The sequence below is a fragment of the Vibrio marinisediminis genome, assembly GCF_014050145.1.
GTDB lineage: Bacteria > Pseudomonadota > Gammaproteobacteria > Enterobacterales > Vibrionaceae > Vibrio > Vibrio marinisediminis.
In genome coordinates this window covers 57787-73353 of sequence record NZ_JACFYF010000001.1, presented here as the reverse complement: position 1 = coordinate 73353, position 15567 = coordinate 57787, and the positions used below count along the sequence as shown (strand labels likewise).

General features: G+C 43.5%; 18 protein-coding genes. 8 read left to right on the top strand and 10 right to left on the bottom strand.

The genetic code is table 11. The features are described from left to right. Positions 1-14 precede the first annotated feature (14 nt). The 5 genes from nirD to H2O73_RS00340 all read left to right on the top strand — a co-directional run bounded on the left by nirD (position 15) and on the right by H2O73_RS00340 (position 4102). A complete protein-coding gene (gene nirD, locus H2O73_RS00360; RefSeq protein WP_182105415.1) occupies positions 15-338 on the top strand; it encodes a nitrite reductase small subunit NirD in 324 nt (107 codons plus the stop codon). A gap of 115 nt (positions 339-453) precedes the next feature. After that, the gene (locus H2O73_RS00355) at positions 454-1302 is read left to right on the top strand and encodes a formate/nitrite transporter family protein (RefSeq protein ID WP_182105413.1); all 849 of its coding nucleotides are present in this window, start codon (positions 454-456) and stop codon (positions 1300-1302) included. A 126-nt stretch (positions 1303-1428) separates the two neighbouring features. Beyond that, a complete protein-coding gene (gene cobA / locus H2O73_RS00350; protein WP_182105411.1) occupies positions 1429-2190 on the top strand; it encodes a uroporphyrinogen-III C-methyltransferase in 762 nt (253 codons plus the stop codon). 234 nt (positions 2191-2424) lie between these two features. Further along, positions 2425-3555 carry an HD-GYP domain-containing protein gene (locus H2O73_RS00345; protein ID WP_182105409.1) on the top strand — a complete coding sequence of 377 codons (1131 nt, stop codon included), beginning with the start codon at positions 2425-2427 and terminating at the stop codon, positions 3553-3555. A gap of 67 nt (positions 3556-3622) precedes the next feature. Continuing rightward, a complete protein-coding gene (locus tag H2O73_RS00340; protein WP_182105407.1) occupies positions 3623-4102 on the top strand; it encodes a LabA-like NYN domain-containing protein in 480 nt (159 codons plus the stop codon). A 70-nt stretch (positions 4103-4172) separates the two neighbouring features. Here the strand turns inward: H2O73_RS00340 and H2O73_RS00335 are convergent, their stop codons facing one another. After that, complete coding sequence (locus H2O73_RS00335; RefSeq protein WP_182105405.1) at positions 4173-4352, bottom strand: DUF2986 domain-containing protein; 180 nt, start codon at positions 4350-4352, stop codon at positions 4173-4175. 423 nt (positions 4353-4775) lie between these two features. On the opposite strand from H2O73_RS00335, the gene H2O73_RS00330 reads away from it, so the two are divergent. After that, positions 4776-5132, top strand: coding sequence for a DUF3316 domain-containing protein (locus tag H2O73_RS00330; protein ID WP_182105403.1), 357 nt, complete (start codon positions 4776-4778; stop codon positions 5130-5132). Between the two features lie 128 nt (positions 5133-5260). Here H2O73_RS00330 and H2O73_RS00325 read toward each other — a convergent pair whose 3' ends face one another. Together H2O73_RS00325 and H2O73_RS00320 are read right to left on the bottom strand one after the other, a co-directional pair. Beyond that, positions 5261-6739, bottom strand: a complete 1479-nt coding sequence (locus H2O73_RS00325; protein WP_182105401.1) for a peptide MFS transporter — start codon at positions 6737-6739, stop codon at positions 5261-5263. A gap of 295 nt (positions 6740-7034) precedes the next feature. After that, positions 7035-8411 (bottom strand): L-serine ammonia-lyase, encoded by a 1377-nt coding sequence (locus H2O73_RS00320; protein WP_182105398.1) that lies wholly within the window; start codon positions 8409-8411, stop codon positions 7035-7037. Positions 8412-8480: 69 nt separating this feature from the next. On the opposite strand from H2O73_RS00320, the gene H2O73_RS00315 reads away from it, so the two are divergent. Then, complete coding sequence (locus H2O73_RS00315) at positions 8481-9344, top strand: YdcF family protein (RefSeq protein WP_368737138.1); 864 nt, start codon at positions 8481-8483, stop codon at positions 9342-9344. Positions 9345-9353: 9 nt separating this feature from the next. Here H2O73_RS00315 and H2O73_RS00310 read toward each other — a convergent pair whose 3' ends face one another. The 3 genes from H2O73_RS00310 to H2O73_RS00300 all read right to left on the bottom strand — a co-directional run bounded on the left by H2O73_RS00310 (position 9354) and on the right by H2O73_RS00300 (position 11850). Then, the gene (locus H2O73_RS00310; protein ID WP_182105396.1) at positions 9354-9632 is read right to left on the bottom strand and encodes a putative hemolysin; all 279 of its coding nucleotides are present in this window, start codon (positions 9630-9632) and stop codon (positions 9354-9356) included. Between the two features lie 57 nt (positions 9633-9689). Further along, a complete protein-coding gene (locus H2O73_RS00305; protein WP_182105394.1) occupies positions 9690-10706 on the bottom strand; it encodes a GGDEF domain-containing protein in 1017 nt (338 codons plus the stop codon). Between the two features lie 223 nt (positions 10707-10929). After that, positions 10930-11850, bottom strand: a complete 921-nt coding sequence (locus tag H2O73_RS00300) for a chemotaxis protein (RefSeq protein WP_182105392.1) — start codon at positions 11848-11850, stop codon at positions 10930-10932. 186 nt (positions 11851-12036) lie between these two features. On the opposite strand from H2O73_RS00300, the gene ppiC reads away from it, so the two are divergent. Further along, positions 12037-12315: a peptidylprolyl isomerase PpiC gene (gene ppiC / locus H2O73_RS00295; RefSeq protein ID WP_182105390.1), complete on the top strand. Its 279-nt coding sequence runs from the start codon at positions 12037-12039 to the stop codon at positions 12313-12315. Between the two features lie 89 nt (positions 12316-12404). Here the strand turns inward: ppiC and lpxL are convergent, their stop codons facing one another. The 4 genes from lpxL to H2O73_RS00275 all read right to left on the bottom strand — a co-directional run bounded on the left by lpxL (position 12405) and on the right by H2O73_RS00275 (position 15482). Continuing rightward, positions 12405-13331, bottom strand: a complete 927-nt coding sequence (gene lpxL, locus H2O73_RS00290) for an LpxL/LpxP family Kdo(2)-lipid IV(A) lauroyl/palmitoleoyl acyltransferase (RefSeq protein ID WP_182105388.1) — start codon at positions 13329-13331, stop codon at positions 12405-12407. A 160-nt stretch (positions 13332-13491) separates the two neighbouring features. Further along, positions 13492-13803, bottom strand: a complete 312-nt coding sequence (locus H2O73_RS00285; RefSeq protein WP_182105386.1) for a c-type cytochrome — start codon at positions 13801-13803, stop codon at positions 13492-13494. Positions 13804-13920: 117 nt separating this feature from the next. Then, positions 13921-14925: a low-specificity L-threonine aldolase gene (ltaE, locus tag H2O73_RS00280; RefSeq protein WP_182105384.1), complete on the bottom strand. Its 1005-nt coding sequence runs from the start codon at positions 14923-14925 to the stop codon at positions 13921-13923. Positions 14926-14954: 29 nt separating this feature from the next. Beyond that, positions 14955-15482 carry an NUDIX hydrolase gene (locus tag H2O73_RS00275; protein ID WP_182106870.1) on the bottom strand — a complete coding sequence of 176 codons (528 nt, stop codon included), beginning with the start codon at positions 15480-15482 and terminating at the stop codon, positions 14955-14957. Between the last annotated feature and the right edge of the window lie 85 nt (positions 15483-15567).

The window sequence follows — 15567 nt, the reverse complement described above, 5'->3', positions numbered from 1 at the left end:
CGGGGAGATTAATTATGTCATTTCAAAAAATCTGTCAAATAGACGACATCGTACCTGGCACGGGTGTATGTGCGTTGGTGAAAGAGCAGCAAGTGGCGATCTTCCGCCCAACGGATGCTGAGCAGGTGCTGGCTATCAGCAATACGGACCCATTTTTTCATTCAAATGTGTTGTCTCGTGGCTTGATTTGTCAGCATCAAGGTGAGCTTTGGGTTGCGAGTCCACTTAAGAAACAACGCTTTAATTTGACGACTGGGCGATGCATGGAAGATGAACGTTTCAGTGTAAAAGCCTATCAAACCCGTGTTGTTTCAGGTGTGGTTGAAGTCGCTGGATAAGCGTTAGAGATTAAATAGCTTAAAGGCTTCTTATCCTCGAGGGGGAAGGGGGAGGGTAAGGAGCCTTTCACTATTTGATTTTCGACTTTTATTTTTAACTTTTTGGAGAGACATGATGTCTTATTTAAAACCTGCGGAATTTGTTCAAACCATGATCGCGACAGGAGAAGCGAAAGTGCGTACCTCAACTCGAGACTTGATCTTACGCGGTGTAATGGCCGGTATCATTTTGTCTTTAGCGGTGGTGGTTGCTATTACCACCATTACTCAAACGGGAGTAGGGATCGTTGGCGCATTGGTATTTCCTGTTGGTTTTTGTATTTTAAGCCTAATGGGTTATGACTTAGTGACGGGGGTGTTTGGTTTGGCGCCACTAGCGAAGCTTGATAACCGTCCGGGCATTACTTGGGGTCGTGTATTACGCTGTTGGGGTCTTGTAGGGCTAGGTAACCTGATTGGCTCACTTTTGGTTGCGGCACTGATTGCACTGTCATTAACTATGAATTTTAGCGTTGAACCGAATGCTGTTGGTCAAAAATTTATTGCTGTTGCAACAGCACGTACCGTGGGCTTTGAAAACCTGGGCTTTGATGGCTGGGTGACTTGTTTTGTGCGTGGCATCTTATGTAACTTGATGGTTTGTCTTGGTGTGATTGGTAACATGACTGCTCGTAGCGTGGCGGGAAAAATTGCTGCGATGTGGCTGCCAATTTTTATCTTCTTTGCATTGGTATTTGAGCACGCGGTTGTCAATATGTTCCTGTTTCCACTAGGTATGATGTTAGGTGCTGATTTTGGTATCGCAACATGGTTGAACTACAACCTGATCCCAACTATTTTGGGCAATATTGTTGGTGGGCTAGCATTTACATGCTTGCCACTGTACCTAACTCACGCGAAAACGGCGCCAGTTGTTGATGATGAGAGCCAAGTAAACGCAGTGCCAGCATTTAGTCTTAAATAACCGCGTTCGCCCCATACTTTGCTGTGGGGCGAATCTGATTAATTTGCTTGGCTATAACAAGTGTTACTTGCCCGAAATCCAAAGTGACACTTCTTATATCCAAAAATTTTCCTTATAGGCGCGATTATGACCATCAATCTAACTTCTTTGAATCACGGTTTTGTTTCTTTAGTGGGCGCCGGTCCTGGAGACCCTGATTTGTTAACCGTGAAAGGTTATCGAGTTATTGAACAAGCAGATGTCGTGGTGTATGACCGTTTGGTTTCTGCCGAAATCTTAGCCCTAGCCAGTAACAAAGCTGAGATGATTTATGTTGGCAAAAAATTAGATTTTCATTGCGTACCACAAGAGCAAATTAACCAACTGTTGGTTGATAAAGCGTTACAAGGTAAACGAGTGGTGCGCTTAAAAGGCGGGGATTCCTTTATTTTTGGTCGCGGCGGAGAAGAGCTTGAAACACTCGCTGAATACAATATTCGTTTTGAAGTGGTTCCGGGGATCACCGCAGCGGCAGGTGCGACAGCCTATGCTGGCATTCCACTGACACATCGTGATCATGCTCAAGCTGTTCAGTTTATTACCGGTCATGTGCAAAAGGATGGCAAAGAAATAGATTGGTCTGCGGCGGCGCAGTCAAACTCTACTTTAGTGTTCTATATGGGTTTGAAGCAAAGTGGCTACATTGCCGATAAGCTACTGACACATGGACTGTCGCAAGAGATGCCTTGTGCAATCATCGAAAATGGTACACGTCGTGAACAGAAGGTATACCGAGGTAATTTAGTGGATTTACCGAATCTAGCCAAACGAGCTCAAAGCCCTGCTTTGATTGTGGTGGGTAGTGTCGTAAGCCTGCATGAAAAACTGGATTGGTTTAAGTCGTGTTAAATAGTTGATCTATTAACAATGAAGATGCCGTAATCTATTTGATTGCGATCACGAGACGAGTGAATTTTCACCGTTTCTGCTAGCTGAAACCAGTAGTTGTTTTGTATGTTGGATAGAGATGTTAAATGGCATTCGTGTGTAAAAGATAGCGATAAGCTAATGGATTAATACAACTTCTCACTGAATGTGCTTTCCTGCTCAATGTGCTTAGAGAACTAAGCGCAGGAGGATAAGATGAACAATCACTATTTTCAAACTGCAAAACCGCTTAACCAACAATTACAACAGTTGATGCAGAGGATGCATGCCCATGCACCCCAAATCGCGCGAGTTTCTTACGCTAAGTACAACCGAGATACTGATACCTTGGTTACCTATGCGGACAGTGAATTTCAGCTGTGGAGCGAACTGCATCATGAAAAGCGGCTTAGTAAGCTCGACCACCTAAAACGCGCTGCCGCGATGGGAATTCCACGAGTCATTGATGATCTAGCCTACATGAAACACTGTGACCGAATAGGGTTTCTTTTGAATAAAGGCTATCGTTCCTCTGCCGCCATTCCATGCTTTCAAAACCATCGTTTTAGCGGCTTTGTTTTCCTCAATGCCTATGAGCCTAACGTGTTTAGCAACCAGTCGTTGATGTCATTGGTGCCTTATATTGAAATGCTGCAGTTTGCTGTTGAGTCACAGAGTCAAGTGGTCAAAACCATTGTTGAATTTGCAGATAGGTTACGTACAGGAAGTAACCTATTTAGCCGTGACTCGTACTACCATGGTCGTCGTATGCGGGCGTACACTAAAGTGATCGCGCAGTATGTCGCAGAACGTCATCAATTGGATGATGAGCAAGTCGAAGCGATAGCGATGTTTGCCCAAGTGCATGACATTGGTAAAACACAACTGCCTGAAAGCATGATATACAATTCTGAGCCTTTTGGTCCGCAAGAGCTTATTTCAGCCCGTTCGCATATTGATAACGGGATTAAAATGATGGATGAAATTGTTTCTTCGGTCGGCAGCCCTAACCACCCAAGTATTGCATTACTCAACCAGATCATGCGTTTTCAATATGAGTATTTAGATGGTAGTGGTTACCCTTATGGTTTCCAAGGAGAGGAAGTTCCGCTGGCCGCTCGAATCGTCGCGGTTGCCAATATTTTTGATTCAATGACAACACACAAGAGTTATCGCCAAGCCTGCTCAGTGACTTCTGCGTTACTTGAGTTAGAGAAAATGGTACTACAAGGCAAAATTGATGGGCAATGTGTAGATGCCTTACGCAGTAGCCAAATGTATCTCAAGCAAGTGATTCAAAAATATCCAGAACCCGAGGGTTGGGGGGCTGATAATACCGAATGTTAGTCGACAAAGTGCGTTCGCCGTTTAAGGCTGGTACTATGGAAGCGAATTAGTTAAGAGTATTTTATCCATGGAAAAAGTGGCGATCTTTGTTGATGTGCAAAACATCTACTACACGACGAAACAAAGCTATCAAGCAAATTTTGATTACAACAAGTTTTGGGCAAAGGTAAGCCAAGAGTTTGATATTGTTCGCGCTAACGCTTATGCGATTGCTTCTCAAGATCCTAAGCAGCGCCAGTTTCATCATATTTTACGCGGAATAGGTTTTAAAGTTTGTTTGAAACCGCTGATTCAACGTAGTGATGGTAGTGCCAAAGGTGATTGGGATGTCGGCATTGCGCTGGATGTCTATGAATCAGCATCAAGTGTTGATCGAGTGATTTTGCTATCTGGTGATGGTGATTTTGAAATGTTGGTGGAACGGGTACAACAACGTTTTAATACCAAAGTGGATGTCTACTCAGTACGAGAACTGACCGCGCAGAACCTAATCGAGGTGTGTGACCACTATACAGCGATCGATCATCAATTGTTGATTAACCGATAATAACGATAGTGTTAGCTAAATTGAGCTAGATTAGTCTGTTGTAAGCCTCGATTGAGGCTTACAAAAAATTCTATTCTGCGGTTTGAGCTTCTTGCTCTGTCTGTTCCGTTACCGCATTTTCTTGCTCTGCTTCCATTTTTGCGCGTTCAGCTTTCGAGATGTAACGAGGCTTATTGCTGGTGTGCAGCTTGGCGTTCATCTTTTTCTGTTTTGACTTTAATATTTGGTTAATGCGCTTTTTACGGTTCATGTGAACACCCTAGATTTTGTTGGGCGCGGATCATATCAGGAAACTCTCCCAATTGCATGATTTGTCTTTTCTATGCTGAAATTTGCCAATTCAAAGGGCAGGTACGATGGAAAAGTCCTATTTTTTTAAGAAGATTTAGTAAGGGATATATAACAATCTGCTCTAAAGCGAGCGAGACCCGAACAATCATTGTTTGCTTCGCGAATCAAATTATCCATTAAAAATCATCTTGTTTAGCTGATAAGCAGAAAATAGACCAAGTTATGTTCAATTCTGTGGATTCTTCTCTCTTCCCTTTAAGGTCAAAAAAATCGAAGAACACGTGCAATTAATTGTAAGTCGAATAGGTCTCCTTTAACGTACTATTTATGTACTCGGGCAGCAGTGAGACAGTCCGATATTAGGTAAGTTAAGGAGATAATTATGATTAAGTTAGCCAGTATTGCCAGCGTATTACTATTCAGTTCAGCAGCAATGGCAGGATTAAGTGGGCCTTATGCGACGGTTATGCAAAATAGCACTATGACAGGTAACGCATACAACTCCAAAGCTGCGGCTTTAGAAGTAGGTAAAGCGATGATCATGGATGTAAACCGCATGGGGTCAATTGAGTTAAGTCGTAATGTCGCTTGGAATACCAATGACCAAGTTGATATTAACTCTTTTGCACTATTGAATTCACAAGTTGAGATCGAAGAAATTGTCACTAGCCAAGGTGCAATCGCATATCAACCTGTTATTAGCGTGAGCTATGAATACCGCGCGAGAGACCGCGACTAATACTGTTTTCGCTAGCACCGAACAGTTTACGGAATAAACATTTGATTAGAACAGTAAGGTTATGCATTTTGATTTTGAAATGCCCTTGCTGGAAATAAAAAGCCCCAGAATTATCTGGGGCTTTTTTGTTATGCTGCGGTATCCGCTTCAACTAATTCTTGCTGGTGGCTGTCTGCGCTAGCCAGCATTTTGCGAATGATAAATGAAGAAGCAAACGCGATGACGACCATCACTACAGCAAGTATTGTCAACATCTGGAAGTAGTCTCCATATACCGTTTGAACAACTTGTTGAGTGATAACTTGCCCTTTTTCAAGAGCGATAGAGGTCGAGAACACTGCACCAATAATGCCACTCAGTGCCATTGCGATATAGAACAATGATACAGAGAAATTCTCAATACGCTTTGGTGCGACGGAAAGAATAAACGCAACAACAAGGCTACCTACGATCACTTCAGCGAATGCTTGGAAGAAGTGAATAACAAAGAATGTTTCAGGGCGAATGAGTACATCTTCACCCACGTTCATGACTGCCATGGTCAAGATGCCAAAGGCAACGGCAGTAAAGATAAATGCGATACCAATTTTTGTTGCGGTCGACAATGAGATACCACGCTTCTCTAATGAAGAGAATGTGTATGAAATGACAGGACCTGCCACAATACACCATAGTGGGTTCATCGCCATGGATGCTTCTGGTGCAATTGGAATGAATCCAAATAAGTCACCACGCATGGTGTTAATGGTTACCATGGTCATCGATGTCATCATTTGTCCATAGTAGACAAAGAAGCAAGTTGTTAGCACGGTCATGATGAGGATCGTACCCATCTTCAGCGCATTAGACTTACCTGTTTTAAACATCAACGAGATAAAGTAAAGGATTGCCGCACCGCCAATGCCGTATACGATGTTTTGACCAATATCCATGTTTGAAAACATGAAGAAGACTAAGCCAACCATCGCAGCTGAAAGCGTGATGAATGCAATCCAGTTACTTGTGCTAACTGGTTTTTGGTCAATCTTAGCCGCGACACCGACAAGTGACTTCTTGAAAAAGATCAGCGTAATAAGTGCTAACGTTGCTAACACTGCAGAGAGTGCGAAGCTACCATGGAAGCCGATAACAAGGACAAACATTGGGAATAGGTATTGACCTAATAGTGCGCCGATGTTGTTAACGGAGTAGTTAACTGGGTAACCATTCTCAAAGTCTTCTTGAGAGGCAAAAGTACGCTTATATAGGCTAGGGTATGACGGCGACATTAAGCCACGACCATAACTGGCTAATGCCAGACCAACTAAGCTCATTGGAACGTTAGTGGTGGAAGAGCCTAGAACCAGCAACACGTAACCAACCACAAATGTAGCATAAGCAATGGTTAATGAGCGGTAAGCGCCTAAGAATTTGTCAGCAATGAAGCCACCTGCAATCGCGAAAAGCGGACCGATTGAAGAGAAAGCGCCTACAACCATCATAGTATCTGCTTCGCTATAACCTAGGTCTTCTAGGAAGAAGCGAGTCAAAATAATCATGACACCGTAGAAAGATAAGCCAAACATCATTTGGCAGAACATCATCGACTTGTTGAGCCTATTCCACATAGTTTTCTCTTGTGATTGGGTTCAAAGAATTAGAAAGGCGGACGATTATGTCAGAAAATAAAACTGATGCACGGAATTTCCCCATGTTTAGATAGGATATTATTCTAAATTTACAGGCAATCGTTTGCTATTAGTTCTGGCGAGAATTGTATGGCTGAAAATGTGCTCAATTAAGTGCGTATCGTGCAGTTTTTTTGGGGAGGGAGGGGAAATGAAATCAAAAGTGACAGTTTAAAGAAGCAAGAGTATTTTCAACTCTTGCCCAATTGATATATGCCTATATGTAAGTTCTCGGCTATTCACATGGCGGTGCAAGGTGGATCAGCGCCAACCCACCAAGTGATGTTTCACGATATTTTCGGTTCATATCTTTGCCTGTTACGTACATGGTTTCTATAACCTTATCTAATGAAATAAGACATTTACTGGTTCTTTTTAGCGCCATGCGCGAGGCATTGATAGCCTTCATTGCACCCATGGCATTTCGCTCGATACAAGGCACTTGTACCAGCCCCCCAATTGGGTCACAAGTCATGCCCAAGGAATGCTCCATTGCAATTTCAGCGGCGATGCAGATTTGCTCGTTACTGCCTCCGCGTAGGGATGTAAGCCCTGCGGCAGCCATTGATGACGACACTCCAATCTCACCTTGGCATCCGACTTCTGCTCCTGAAATAGAGGCATTCAGTTTGTATAAGATGCCTATTGCACCGGCGACCGCAAGGAAGTCCTTAAGCTGTTTGGTATCGAGCTCGTGAATAAAATGATGGAAGTACATTAAAACGGCGGGTATCACACCGGCAGCACCATTGGTTGGTGAGGTAACAACTTGCCCACCCGCTGCGTTTTCCTCGCTTACAGCAAACGCGTAAAGATTAATCCAATCCATCACGGCCATCGGATCGGTTTCCAACTCATGATTGGATTTTAATTTCTTTTGTAGGGCAGGGGCTCGACGGGTGACATTTAATCCCCCTTCTAGGATCCCTTCCGTTTCAAACCCACGTTGCATGCATAATTGCATCACTTTCCAAATCTTTTCGGCGCGCTGGTCGATCTCTTCCATATCTTGAAAGCAAACTTCGTTACGTAGCACTAGGGCTGCAAGGCTCAAACCGGACTTTTCTGCATCAGCCAGCATTTGGTCGGCACTCGAGAAAGGAAAAGGAACGTCGACGGTGTTGCCAGCTTCACCTTGTAATAACTGTTGCTCGGTTGCGATAAATCCACCACCGATAGAGTAGTAGGTCTGCTGTAAAATGGGTTGTTGCTCTGAACTATAAGCGACAATTGACATGCCATTTTCATGCAGTGGTAAATTGGTGCTATGGAAAACCATGTCAGATTGGTAGTCAAATGCAATGACATGCTGATCGGATAGACGCAAGCTGTGCTGTTCAATTGCCTGAACTAAGGCTTGCTTGGCACTGGTGATTTTGATCGTATCAGGTCGGTTTCCAAGCAAACCTAAAATGGATGCTCTGTCGGTATGGTGCCCTTTTCCTGTTAATGACAGCGAGCCATAGAGATTGACCTGAATTCGTGTGACTTGCTCAAGTAACTTTTGTTCGGTCAATTGTTGTGAAAAATCGAAGCCTGCCAGCATTGGTCCATTAGTGTGGGAGCTGGAAGGTCCAACACCAATTTTAAAAATATCGAATATCGACAGCATCACGGTATCCTTGTGTTATAAACAAACTATTGGCATTTAAACTATAGACATAGAAGGAAATTAAGGGCAGTGATAGCACCACTATTGATGGATGAAACAATAGAGAATGTGACCGAAGTCGTTGTTGTGTTAGGTAAGCGTTTGGTGGATAACCAGTTAACGGCAGAAGGTCGCTCGCGGATTGAAACCTTAGCGCGTCTGCTACCTGAACTAAATTGTGATGCTTTAGCTGTGATCTTTTGTGGTGGTAGAACGCCCGATCAAGAGGTGTCTGAAGCTCAAGCGATGCTTAGTTACTTGACGACGCATTTTCCCAAAAGCGCTCAATGCATAAAGCCAGGCAGAATATTACTAGAAGATCGGTCGACTACGACGATTGAAAATATCGCAAATGCTTCTGCTGAATTAATTGAAAGTCGCTTATGTGTCGTTGGTTCACCTGTTACGGTTCGGCTACTCTCTAATGATTATCATATAGAACGCATTATCGAGATTGAGCGATTAATGCCAGAACAAGGGTTATTAAATTATCTCAAACTTGAGGCTCATAAGGTGGGCTTAGAGTTGGTGGTATCTCTAGATGAAGCGCAACATATCGTTGCTACATACCCAAATCAAACCTCTCTAGGTAAGGCGTTTTTGTTGGTTGATCAATTAACCACGTATCGCGTTTACTTAGAGGGTAGGGTGGCAGGCGTGTTTCAACGTTCTTTAATGGAAGTAAGGGAGCAACCATACCAAGTGGCGGTGATTGCTCTTGAGCAGTTACTTAACTTGCCAGTCATGAGGCAACATACCGCAACCTTACTTAGGCTGCGAGAGATTATTGAACAATCAACACTCAGCCTCGATTCACTTCAATTGGAGCAGCTGCTTGTTGAGTACAATCAGCGTTTACTTGCGCTTAATCGCAGTACAGACCCAGAAAATTAGTAGTAGCGCCTATTCTCCACTTTTCCCTTTGTTTTGATGATTTTGACGATAGAACTGCCATTGTTCCACACGCTCACCATTGGGCAGTTCGCAGTATGTAACACGTTGAGAATCTTCTGTTATCGTGTCCAATTTACCTTCTCGTTGAACGCAATAAACAGCCGCAGGGTTAGATGCCATCTGATACTCAGTTCGTTTATAAGGCGAATCTTTGGTTGTGCAACCGACTAAGCTTGTGCTCATTAGTAGGAAAAGTGCGCCACCAAACACCATACTTGATTTGATCATTGTTTATCTCCAGCAGTAGGTTACGGCTAAAGAATAGACGAGATTTATCAAAGCTGCTTAGAGTGGCATTACTCGATTGCGCCCTAAATGTTTCGCTTCATACAATAGTTGATCACTGCGTTCGATGATTGATTCGGCACTCTCACCTTCACTTCGCTCAGTCACGCCGAAGGATGCGGTGATATTGCCCACTTGCTTGCCGCTACGGCGATCTTTGATCGACAGTTTTTCTACGGCGCGGCGAAGGCTCTCGGCAAACTGGCGCGCCACACGTAGATTTCGGTTTGGCACCACTAAAGCAAACTCTTCACCACCAAAGCGGTAGGCGGTAATACCGTCTCGACAGCTACTTTGCAAGCGTCGTGCTAAGCCGCGAATAACAGAGTCACCAAAAAGGTGCCCGTAGTTATCGTTATAGGTTTTGAAGTGGTCAATATCGGCAAGGATCAGGCAGAAATTTTGCTCACTTTGACAAAGTGTTTGAATGTCATTGTCAAATGATCGGCGATTGTATAAGCCTGACAAGCTATCGAATAAAGCTTCACGTTGAACATCCGCTAGCTGGCTTTTTAAACGACTAATTTCATTGCTGGCAGTTGAAAGTTGATTTGAGAGAAAGCTTGTTGAGTGGCGTATGTCTCGTGACTCTGAAACCAGTTGGCGAATTACAGCCATCACCTCATCGAGTGACATGCTTTCATCTTCCACTCTTTCAAGGTTTTTAAAGCTTTTGTCAATCATTTCAGAGAACTGAGAGGTGTCAGTTAGCGTGTCGGTCATTGAACTGGCGACTTCACCGACCAGAATTTCAATGCTGGCACGCAAGTCGCTGAGTTTAGTTTCTGTTTGTGACGCGACATGTCGTTGATATAGCTGATCGCCCGCCGCCGGAGGACAAATACCATAGCTTTCGATGACACTTTCTAGTTCAAGGTTGAGGCGTGGGATGGAATTATCGACATAGGTATACCATAGCGCGTAATTGGCTGGTGTTGCCGCGACATGGTTCTTCATCATTAAAGGCACCGCTTTCTTTAGGTTTGCGGTTGATTTTTTAAAAACGTCTTCTGTCATTTTACTGTGTCAATCTTTATAAATGCAGGTATGAAGTCATTGTATCGGTAAATCTGCATGGGCTAAGAAACTGGGTATAGACTGTTTTAAGAGTCCACAATCAAATGTGGAACCTCCCATAGAAGCAACAGTAAACAATCACAATCATGAGGTACAGCAAGTCTCACTTAGCAGACCTCTAATTGTGATTTAATCCGCTATTACATGTTGTTATAACTGTAAGTTAATCAATAAGCGGTTCTTTTTCTTTCGCTATACTATCGGCTCCGCGCAACATTGCTTTGATCAAATCACCTGCGTTGAACTTTTCTAACGCTTCATGAGCGCCGACTTGGTTGGCCCTATTCACACAAATCTCACTCGACAGTGATGTATGCAAAATGATGTAGGCATGACGAAGTTCAGGATCACTTTGTGTTTCAAATGCGAGCTCATAACCATCTAAGCCAGGCATTTCAATATCGCTAACCAATAAATCGATTCCCTGACCTTGCTTCGCACACTCGCGCATACAGTGCAGTGCTTCATCGCCATTGGTACAAATTTGGTAAGGAATATTGATGCTGTCGAGCGCATTAGCAAGTTGTCTACGCGCAATCGTCGAGTCATCCACCAGTAGGATATTGAGTGCTTTAAGCTTTTCTCTTTGCACATCCGTCAAAATAGGAATCCGAGCAGATTCTGATAGCGGATAGATTTTTGATAGTAATAACTCAACATCAAGCATTTGCACAATTTGCTCTTCATAACGGGTAATACCGGTAACAAAGACATTGTTGCCCGCAGTCGGTGGAGAGGGTTCGATATTACGCCAGTCACAGTCGATGATTTTCTCAATACTACGAACCATAAACGCAACCACCGTGCGTAAACAGTCCGTCACAATAAGGAAGCACGAAGAATATTCTTCAGGTTGTATAGGACGAAAACCAATAGCTGCAGGCATATCAATAACCGGAACGTTCAGTTCGCGAATTGCCACAGTGCCGACGACATGATGATGTGAGTACGGGATTTGTGTTGTTGGTAGGTAGGGTACAATTTCACGAACCTTTAATGTGCCTATCGCAAACATTTGCTGATTTGCCGTCAAGGTAAACATCAACATACCTTGCGATTGATTCGCTTTACTTTTCACTGCCATTAACAAGTCCCAAATTTGATACTACTGCATATATGTTAGTGCAAATAGTTGATTTTTCGTTGAATTGGATCAGAGATTACGCATTGAATGCGATTTATATCCTGCGGTGATGAAAAGGTATGATGAAGATCGCAAAAATGTTCGCTACAATCCCAGCAATTATGAAATTGGTAAACGTAAAAACTTATGGCAAACACAGCGGCAGCTTTGCATATCTTGGTAAAGCACAAAGAACAAGCAGAAGATATCATCTCTCAACTTAAGAAAGGCGCTAAGTTCCAAGCGCTAGCGAAGAAGTACTCGACTTGCCCTTCAGGTAAACGCGGCGGCGATCTTGGCGAGTTTCGACGTGGTCAGATGGTGCCTCAATTCGATAAGGTTTGCTTCTCTGGTGAGGTGCTTACCCCACACTTAGTGAAGACAAAATTCGGATGGCACGTGGTTAAGGTTTTGTACCGAACCTAGTGTTAAGAATTTGAATAGACATAAAAAAGGTCAAGCATTGCTTGACCTTTTTTTGCAAAATAAGCTTGTGAGCCAGTGCAGTTTGTTTGCTACATAGCGTATAAGCACTGCTCGCCTTCTGGGCGCGTTTTAAAGCGACGGTGTAACCACATGTATTGGCTTGGCGCGGCCATAATAGATGTTTCGATGGCACGGTTAGTATAAACCGCTGCAAGCTGTTCACACTCTTTCGGGAATTCGTCTAAGTACGGGTGGATAGTCAAGGTATAGTGATCATTGCTATCACGAACCATAGTAAAAGGTACCACGACACAGTCTGAAGCATTGACTAGCATACTAGTGCCAGTCGTTGTACACGCATTTTCAACCGCAAACAGTGGGGCAAATGTTGAGCGACGGCGACCATAATCATGATCAGGAGCGTACCAAACACGTTTGCCCGTTTTAAGCGCATCAATCATGCCTTTTACATCTCGTCTATCGATCAAAGTACGGTTCGAGCGTGAGCGACCTTTGTATTGAAAGTAGTCGTAGCATGAGTTGCTATTCGGGCGATACACCCCTGTGCCTGACTTTTTGATGCCAAATGCACGGGCTCCTAACTCAAGGTTCATTGAGTGAACCGCCAGCATTAGAGCGCCTTTACCTTGCTTCTCTAACTCTTCTAGCTGTTCCATGCCAATGATAGTGACATGCTTGTTAACCCGTTTGTCTGACCAAAACCAAGCCATGGCGGTTTCAAATAGCGCAATGCCTGTGTTTTCGATGTTCTCAACAGTCAATCGTTCTTTTTCGTCTTCGCTCATCTTTGGAAAGCACAAATCGAGATTACGACGAATAGTATTTGTGCGTTTTTTCATTCTACCTAATACGAGCCGACCCACTCGTTTACCAAGTGCAATTTGCACTTTAAATGGGAGAGTACTAAGAGCGTACATAAGTGCGACTAGAAGCAAAGTTCCCCAATATTTTGGAAGAAGAAATTGCCATCTAAAGGCAGGAGAATTGTTTTTCATTTGTTATATAAATGGCGATAAGGGGCGCGAAGTCTATATTGATATGGTAAATAGAACAAATGAAAAAATAGACTTTCGTCACACTTAATTGAAACTGATTGATTTGATGAATAAAAATGGAAGGCAAAAGAGTTTTATTTGTGCTTACTAGAAGCTCTTATTACTGCTGATTTGCGTAAAACGCCGCAATGTCCTTCAGATCTTGCTCATTGAGTGCTCTTAATTGGGCTGACATCATTTGTGCCATAGCCGTGGTGCGTTTACCTTGTTGATACTCCAGCATCGCTTGATAGAGGTATTGAGCATTCTGCCCATTTAAATTTGGATAGTTTGGTTTGACGGCTTCACCTGTTTGACCATGACAAAAAACACAGCTGGGGGATTTTATTTTACCGAGTTTAGCATCACCAAATGGTTGGGCATGAGCAATAGCAGTGAAGAAAAATAGAGGCAAGAAAAGCAATTTACGCATTGTATGGTTGTTCGTGTTCGTGTTGGTGTTGATTAAGCCCAAATAATAAAGCTTCCCCTAAGGGGAAGCTCAATAGTCAATAACCGGTATTTCGGTCAATTGGTGTCATCGGTTTGTTTAAACGTAATTTGCCAATTTTTCCAACACGGTTTCGATATCTTGTGCCGAAATATCTTTGTGCGTTACGAAACGCATTGGGTTACCCGCCGTCGCCGTAATACCATCATCCGCAAGCTTAGCAACGAGCGCTTTCACATCAATACGCTCATCGATTTTAGTAAATACAATATTAGTATGGATAAACTCAGGGTTTACTGAGAAGCCTTCAATTTGGCTCAACCCTTCGGCTAAGCGCTTAGCATTAAGGTGATCTTGTTTCAGTTGGTCTACTTGCTCAGTTAGCGCTAGCTTACCCGCCGCGGCTAAAATACCCGCTTGGCGCATACCGCCACCGACCATCTTTCTCAATCGACGCGCTTTTGCTATGTACTCTTTGCTACCTAACAGTAGAGAGCCGATTGGCGCAGCTAGCCCCTTTGATAAACATACCGTCATTGAATCAAAATATTGAGCAATCTCTTTGACATCAATATCCAACGCAACAGCAGCGTTGTAGACGCGAGCGCCATCTAGGTGAAGAGATAACCCATTTTGATTAACAAACTCACGGGCCTCAGCAAGGTAGCTCAAAGGCAGTACTTTACCATTGATGGTATTTTCAAGGCTTAATAGTCGAGTACGAGCAAAGTGGCAGTCATTGGGTTTGATCGCGGCTTGTAGCTTAGCAAAATCTATTGTGCCATCTGGTTCGTTTTCAACCGGTTGAGGCTGAATAGAACCTAATACAGCGGCACCACCGGCTTCGTAACGGTAGTTGTGTGCTTGTTGACCACACAAATACTCGTCACCACGCTCGCAGTGCGCCATAAGACCAAGAAGGTTAGCTTGAGTGCCTGAGGTGGTGAACAACGCGGCTTCGAAACCATGTCTTTCAGCTGCCCACTGTTCTAATTCATTAACAGTTGGGTCATCCCCGTATACATCATCACCTACAAGAGCTGCAGCCATCGCTTTGCGCATGGCATCGGTCGGTTTAGTTACCGTATCAGAACGAAAATCCATCATTATTCCTACATAGTCCTGAGCTGAGGCTATATGAATCCACATAGCTTCGCTTTGCTTAAACAAGCAATGCTTTTGGCATCACTGATGCTGCCATTAATGATCATTTGCTCAACTTCGGCAAGAGATATGTGTAGCACTTCTATCACTTCATCATCATCGCATTGATAGCGGGAAGTTTTGCTGAGGTTTTTAGCGACAAACAAGTATTGAATTTCGTCACAAAAGCCCGCGAGCGGGGTTACTTGACCAAGTGGGAAGATCTCACTGGCACTAAAACCTGTTTCTTCTTCAAGTTCGCGTGCGGCGCATACTTCTATCGGTTCATCATTTTCCAAAGTGCCCGCGGGTAATTCAAGTAACCATTTCTTTAACGATGGTCGGTACTGGTTGATCAATACAACATGACCATTTTCATCGATAGGGAGGATTACAGCAGCGCCTGGGTGGGCAATGGTGGTATGAGTGACGGTCTTTCCGTTCGGCAACTCTACTTGCTCTTCGACAAGAGAGATACGTTTCCAAGTGTGGATCACTGTTTTATCGGTCACTGGAATCCTGCAGTAATGAGTCTTTAAGAATATACCAATACCTTAACTAGTTATTGATTTGATTGAAAGGCACTTAGAGAGATGACGTATA

What these genes read in the sequence shown, in the direction of transcription:
- nirD (WP_182105415.1), top strand. Translation starts at nt 15, where the DNA reads ATGTCATTTCAAAAAATCTGTCAAATAGACGACATCGTACCTGGCACG.
- H2O73_RS00355 (WP_182105413.1), top strand. Translation starts at nt 454, where the DNA reads ATGTCTTATTTAAAACCTGCGGAATTTGTTCAAACCATGATCGCGACA.
- cobA (WP_182105411.1), top strand. Translation starts at nt 1,429, where the DNA reads ATGACCATCAATCTAACTTCTTTGAATCACGGTTTTGTTTCTTTAGTG.
- H2O73_RS00345 (WP_182105409.1), top strand. Translation starts at nt 2,425, where the DNA reads ATGAACAATCACTATTTTCAAACTGCAAAACCGCTTAACCAACAATTA.
- H2O73_RS00340 (WP_182105407.1), top strand. Translation starts at nt 3,623, where the DNA reads ATGGAAAAAGTGGCGATCTTTGTTGATGTGCAAAACATCTACTACACG.
- H2O73_RS00335 (WP_182105405.1), bottom strand. Translation starts at nt 4,352, where the DNA reads ATGAACCGTAAAAAGCGCATTAACCAAATATTAAAGTCAAAACAGAAA.
- H2O73_RS00330 (WP_182105403.1), top strand. Translation starts at nt 4,776, where the DNA reads ATGATTAAGTTAGCCAGTATTGCCAGCGTATTACTATTCAGTTCAGCA.
- H2O73_RS00325 (WP_182105401.1), bottom strand. Translation starts at nt 6,739, where the DNA reads ATGTGGAATAGGCTCAACAAGTCGATGATGTTCTGCCAAATGATGTTT.
- H2O73_RS00320 (WP_182105398.1), bottom strand. Translation starts at nt 8,411, where the DNA reads ATGCTGTCGATATTCGATATTTTTAAAATTGGTGTTGGACCTTCCAGC.
- H2O73_RS00310 (WP_182105396.1), bottom strand. Translation starts at nt 9,632, where the DNA reads ATGATCAAATCAAGTATGGTGTTTGGTGGCGCACTTTTCCTACTAATG.
- H2O73_RS00305 (WP_182105394.1), bottom strand. Translation starts at nt 10,706, where the DNA reads ATGACAGAAGACGTTTTTAAAAAATCAACCGCAAACCTAAAGAAAGCG.
- H2O73_RS00300 (WP_182105392.1), bottom strand. Translation starts at nt 11,850, where the DNA reads ATGGCAGTGAAAAGTAAAGCGAATCAATCGCAAGGTATGTTGATGTTT.
- ppiC (WP_182105390.1), top strand. Translation starts at nt 12,037, where the DNA reads ATGGCAAACACAGCGGCAGCTTTGCATATCTTGGTAAAGCACAAAGAA.
- lpxL (WP_182105388.1), bottom strand. Translation starts at nt 13,331, where the DNA reads ATGAAAAACAATTCTCCTGCCTTTAGATGGCAATTTCTTCTTCCAAAA.
- H2O73_RS00285 (WP_182105386.1), bottom strand. Translation starts at nt 13,803, where the DNA reads ATGCGTAAATTGCTTTTCTTGCCTCTATTTTTCTTCACTGCTATTGCT.
- ltaE (WP_182105384.1), bottom strand. Translation starts at nt 14,925, where the DNA reads ATGGATTTTCGTTCTGATACGGTAACTAAACCGACCGATGCCATGCGC.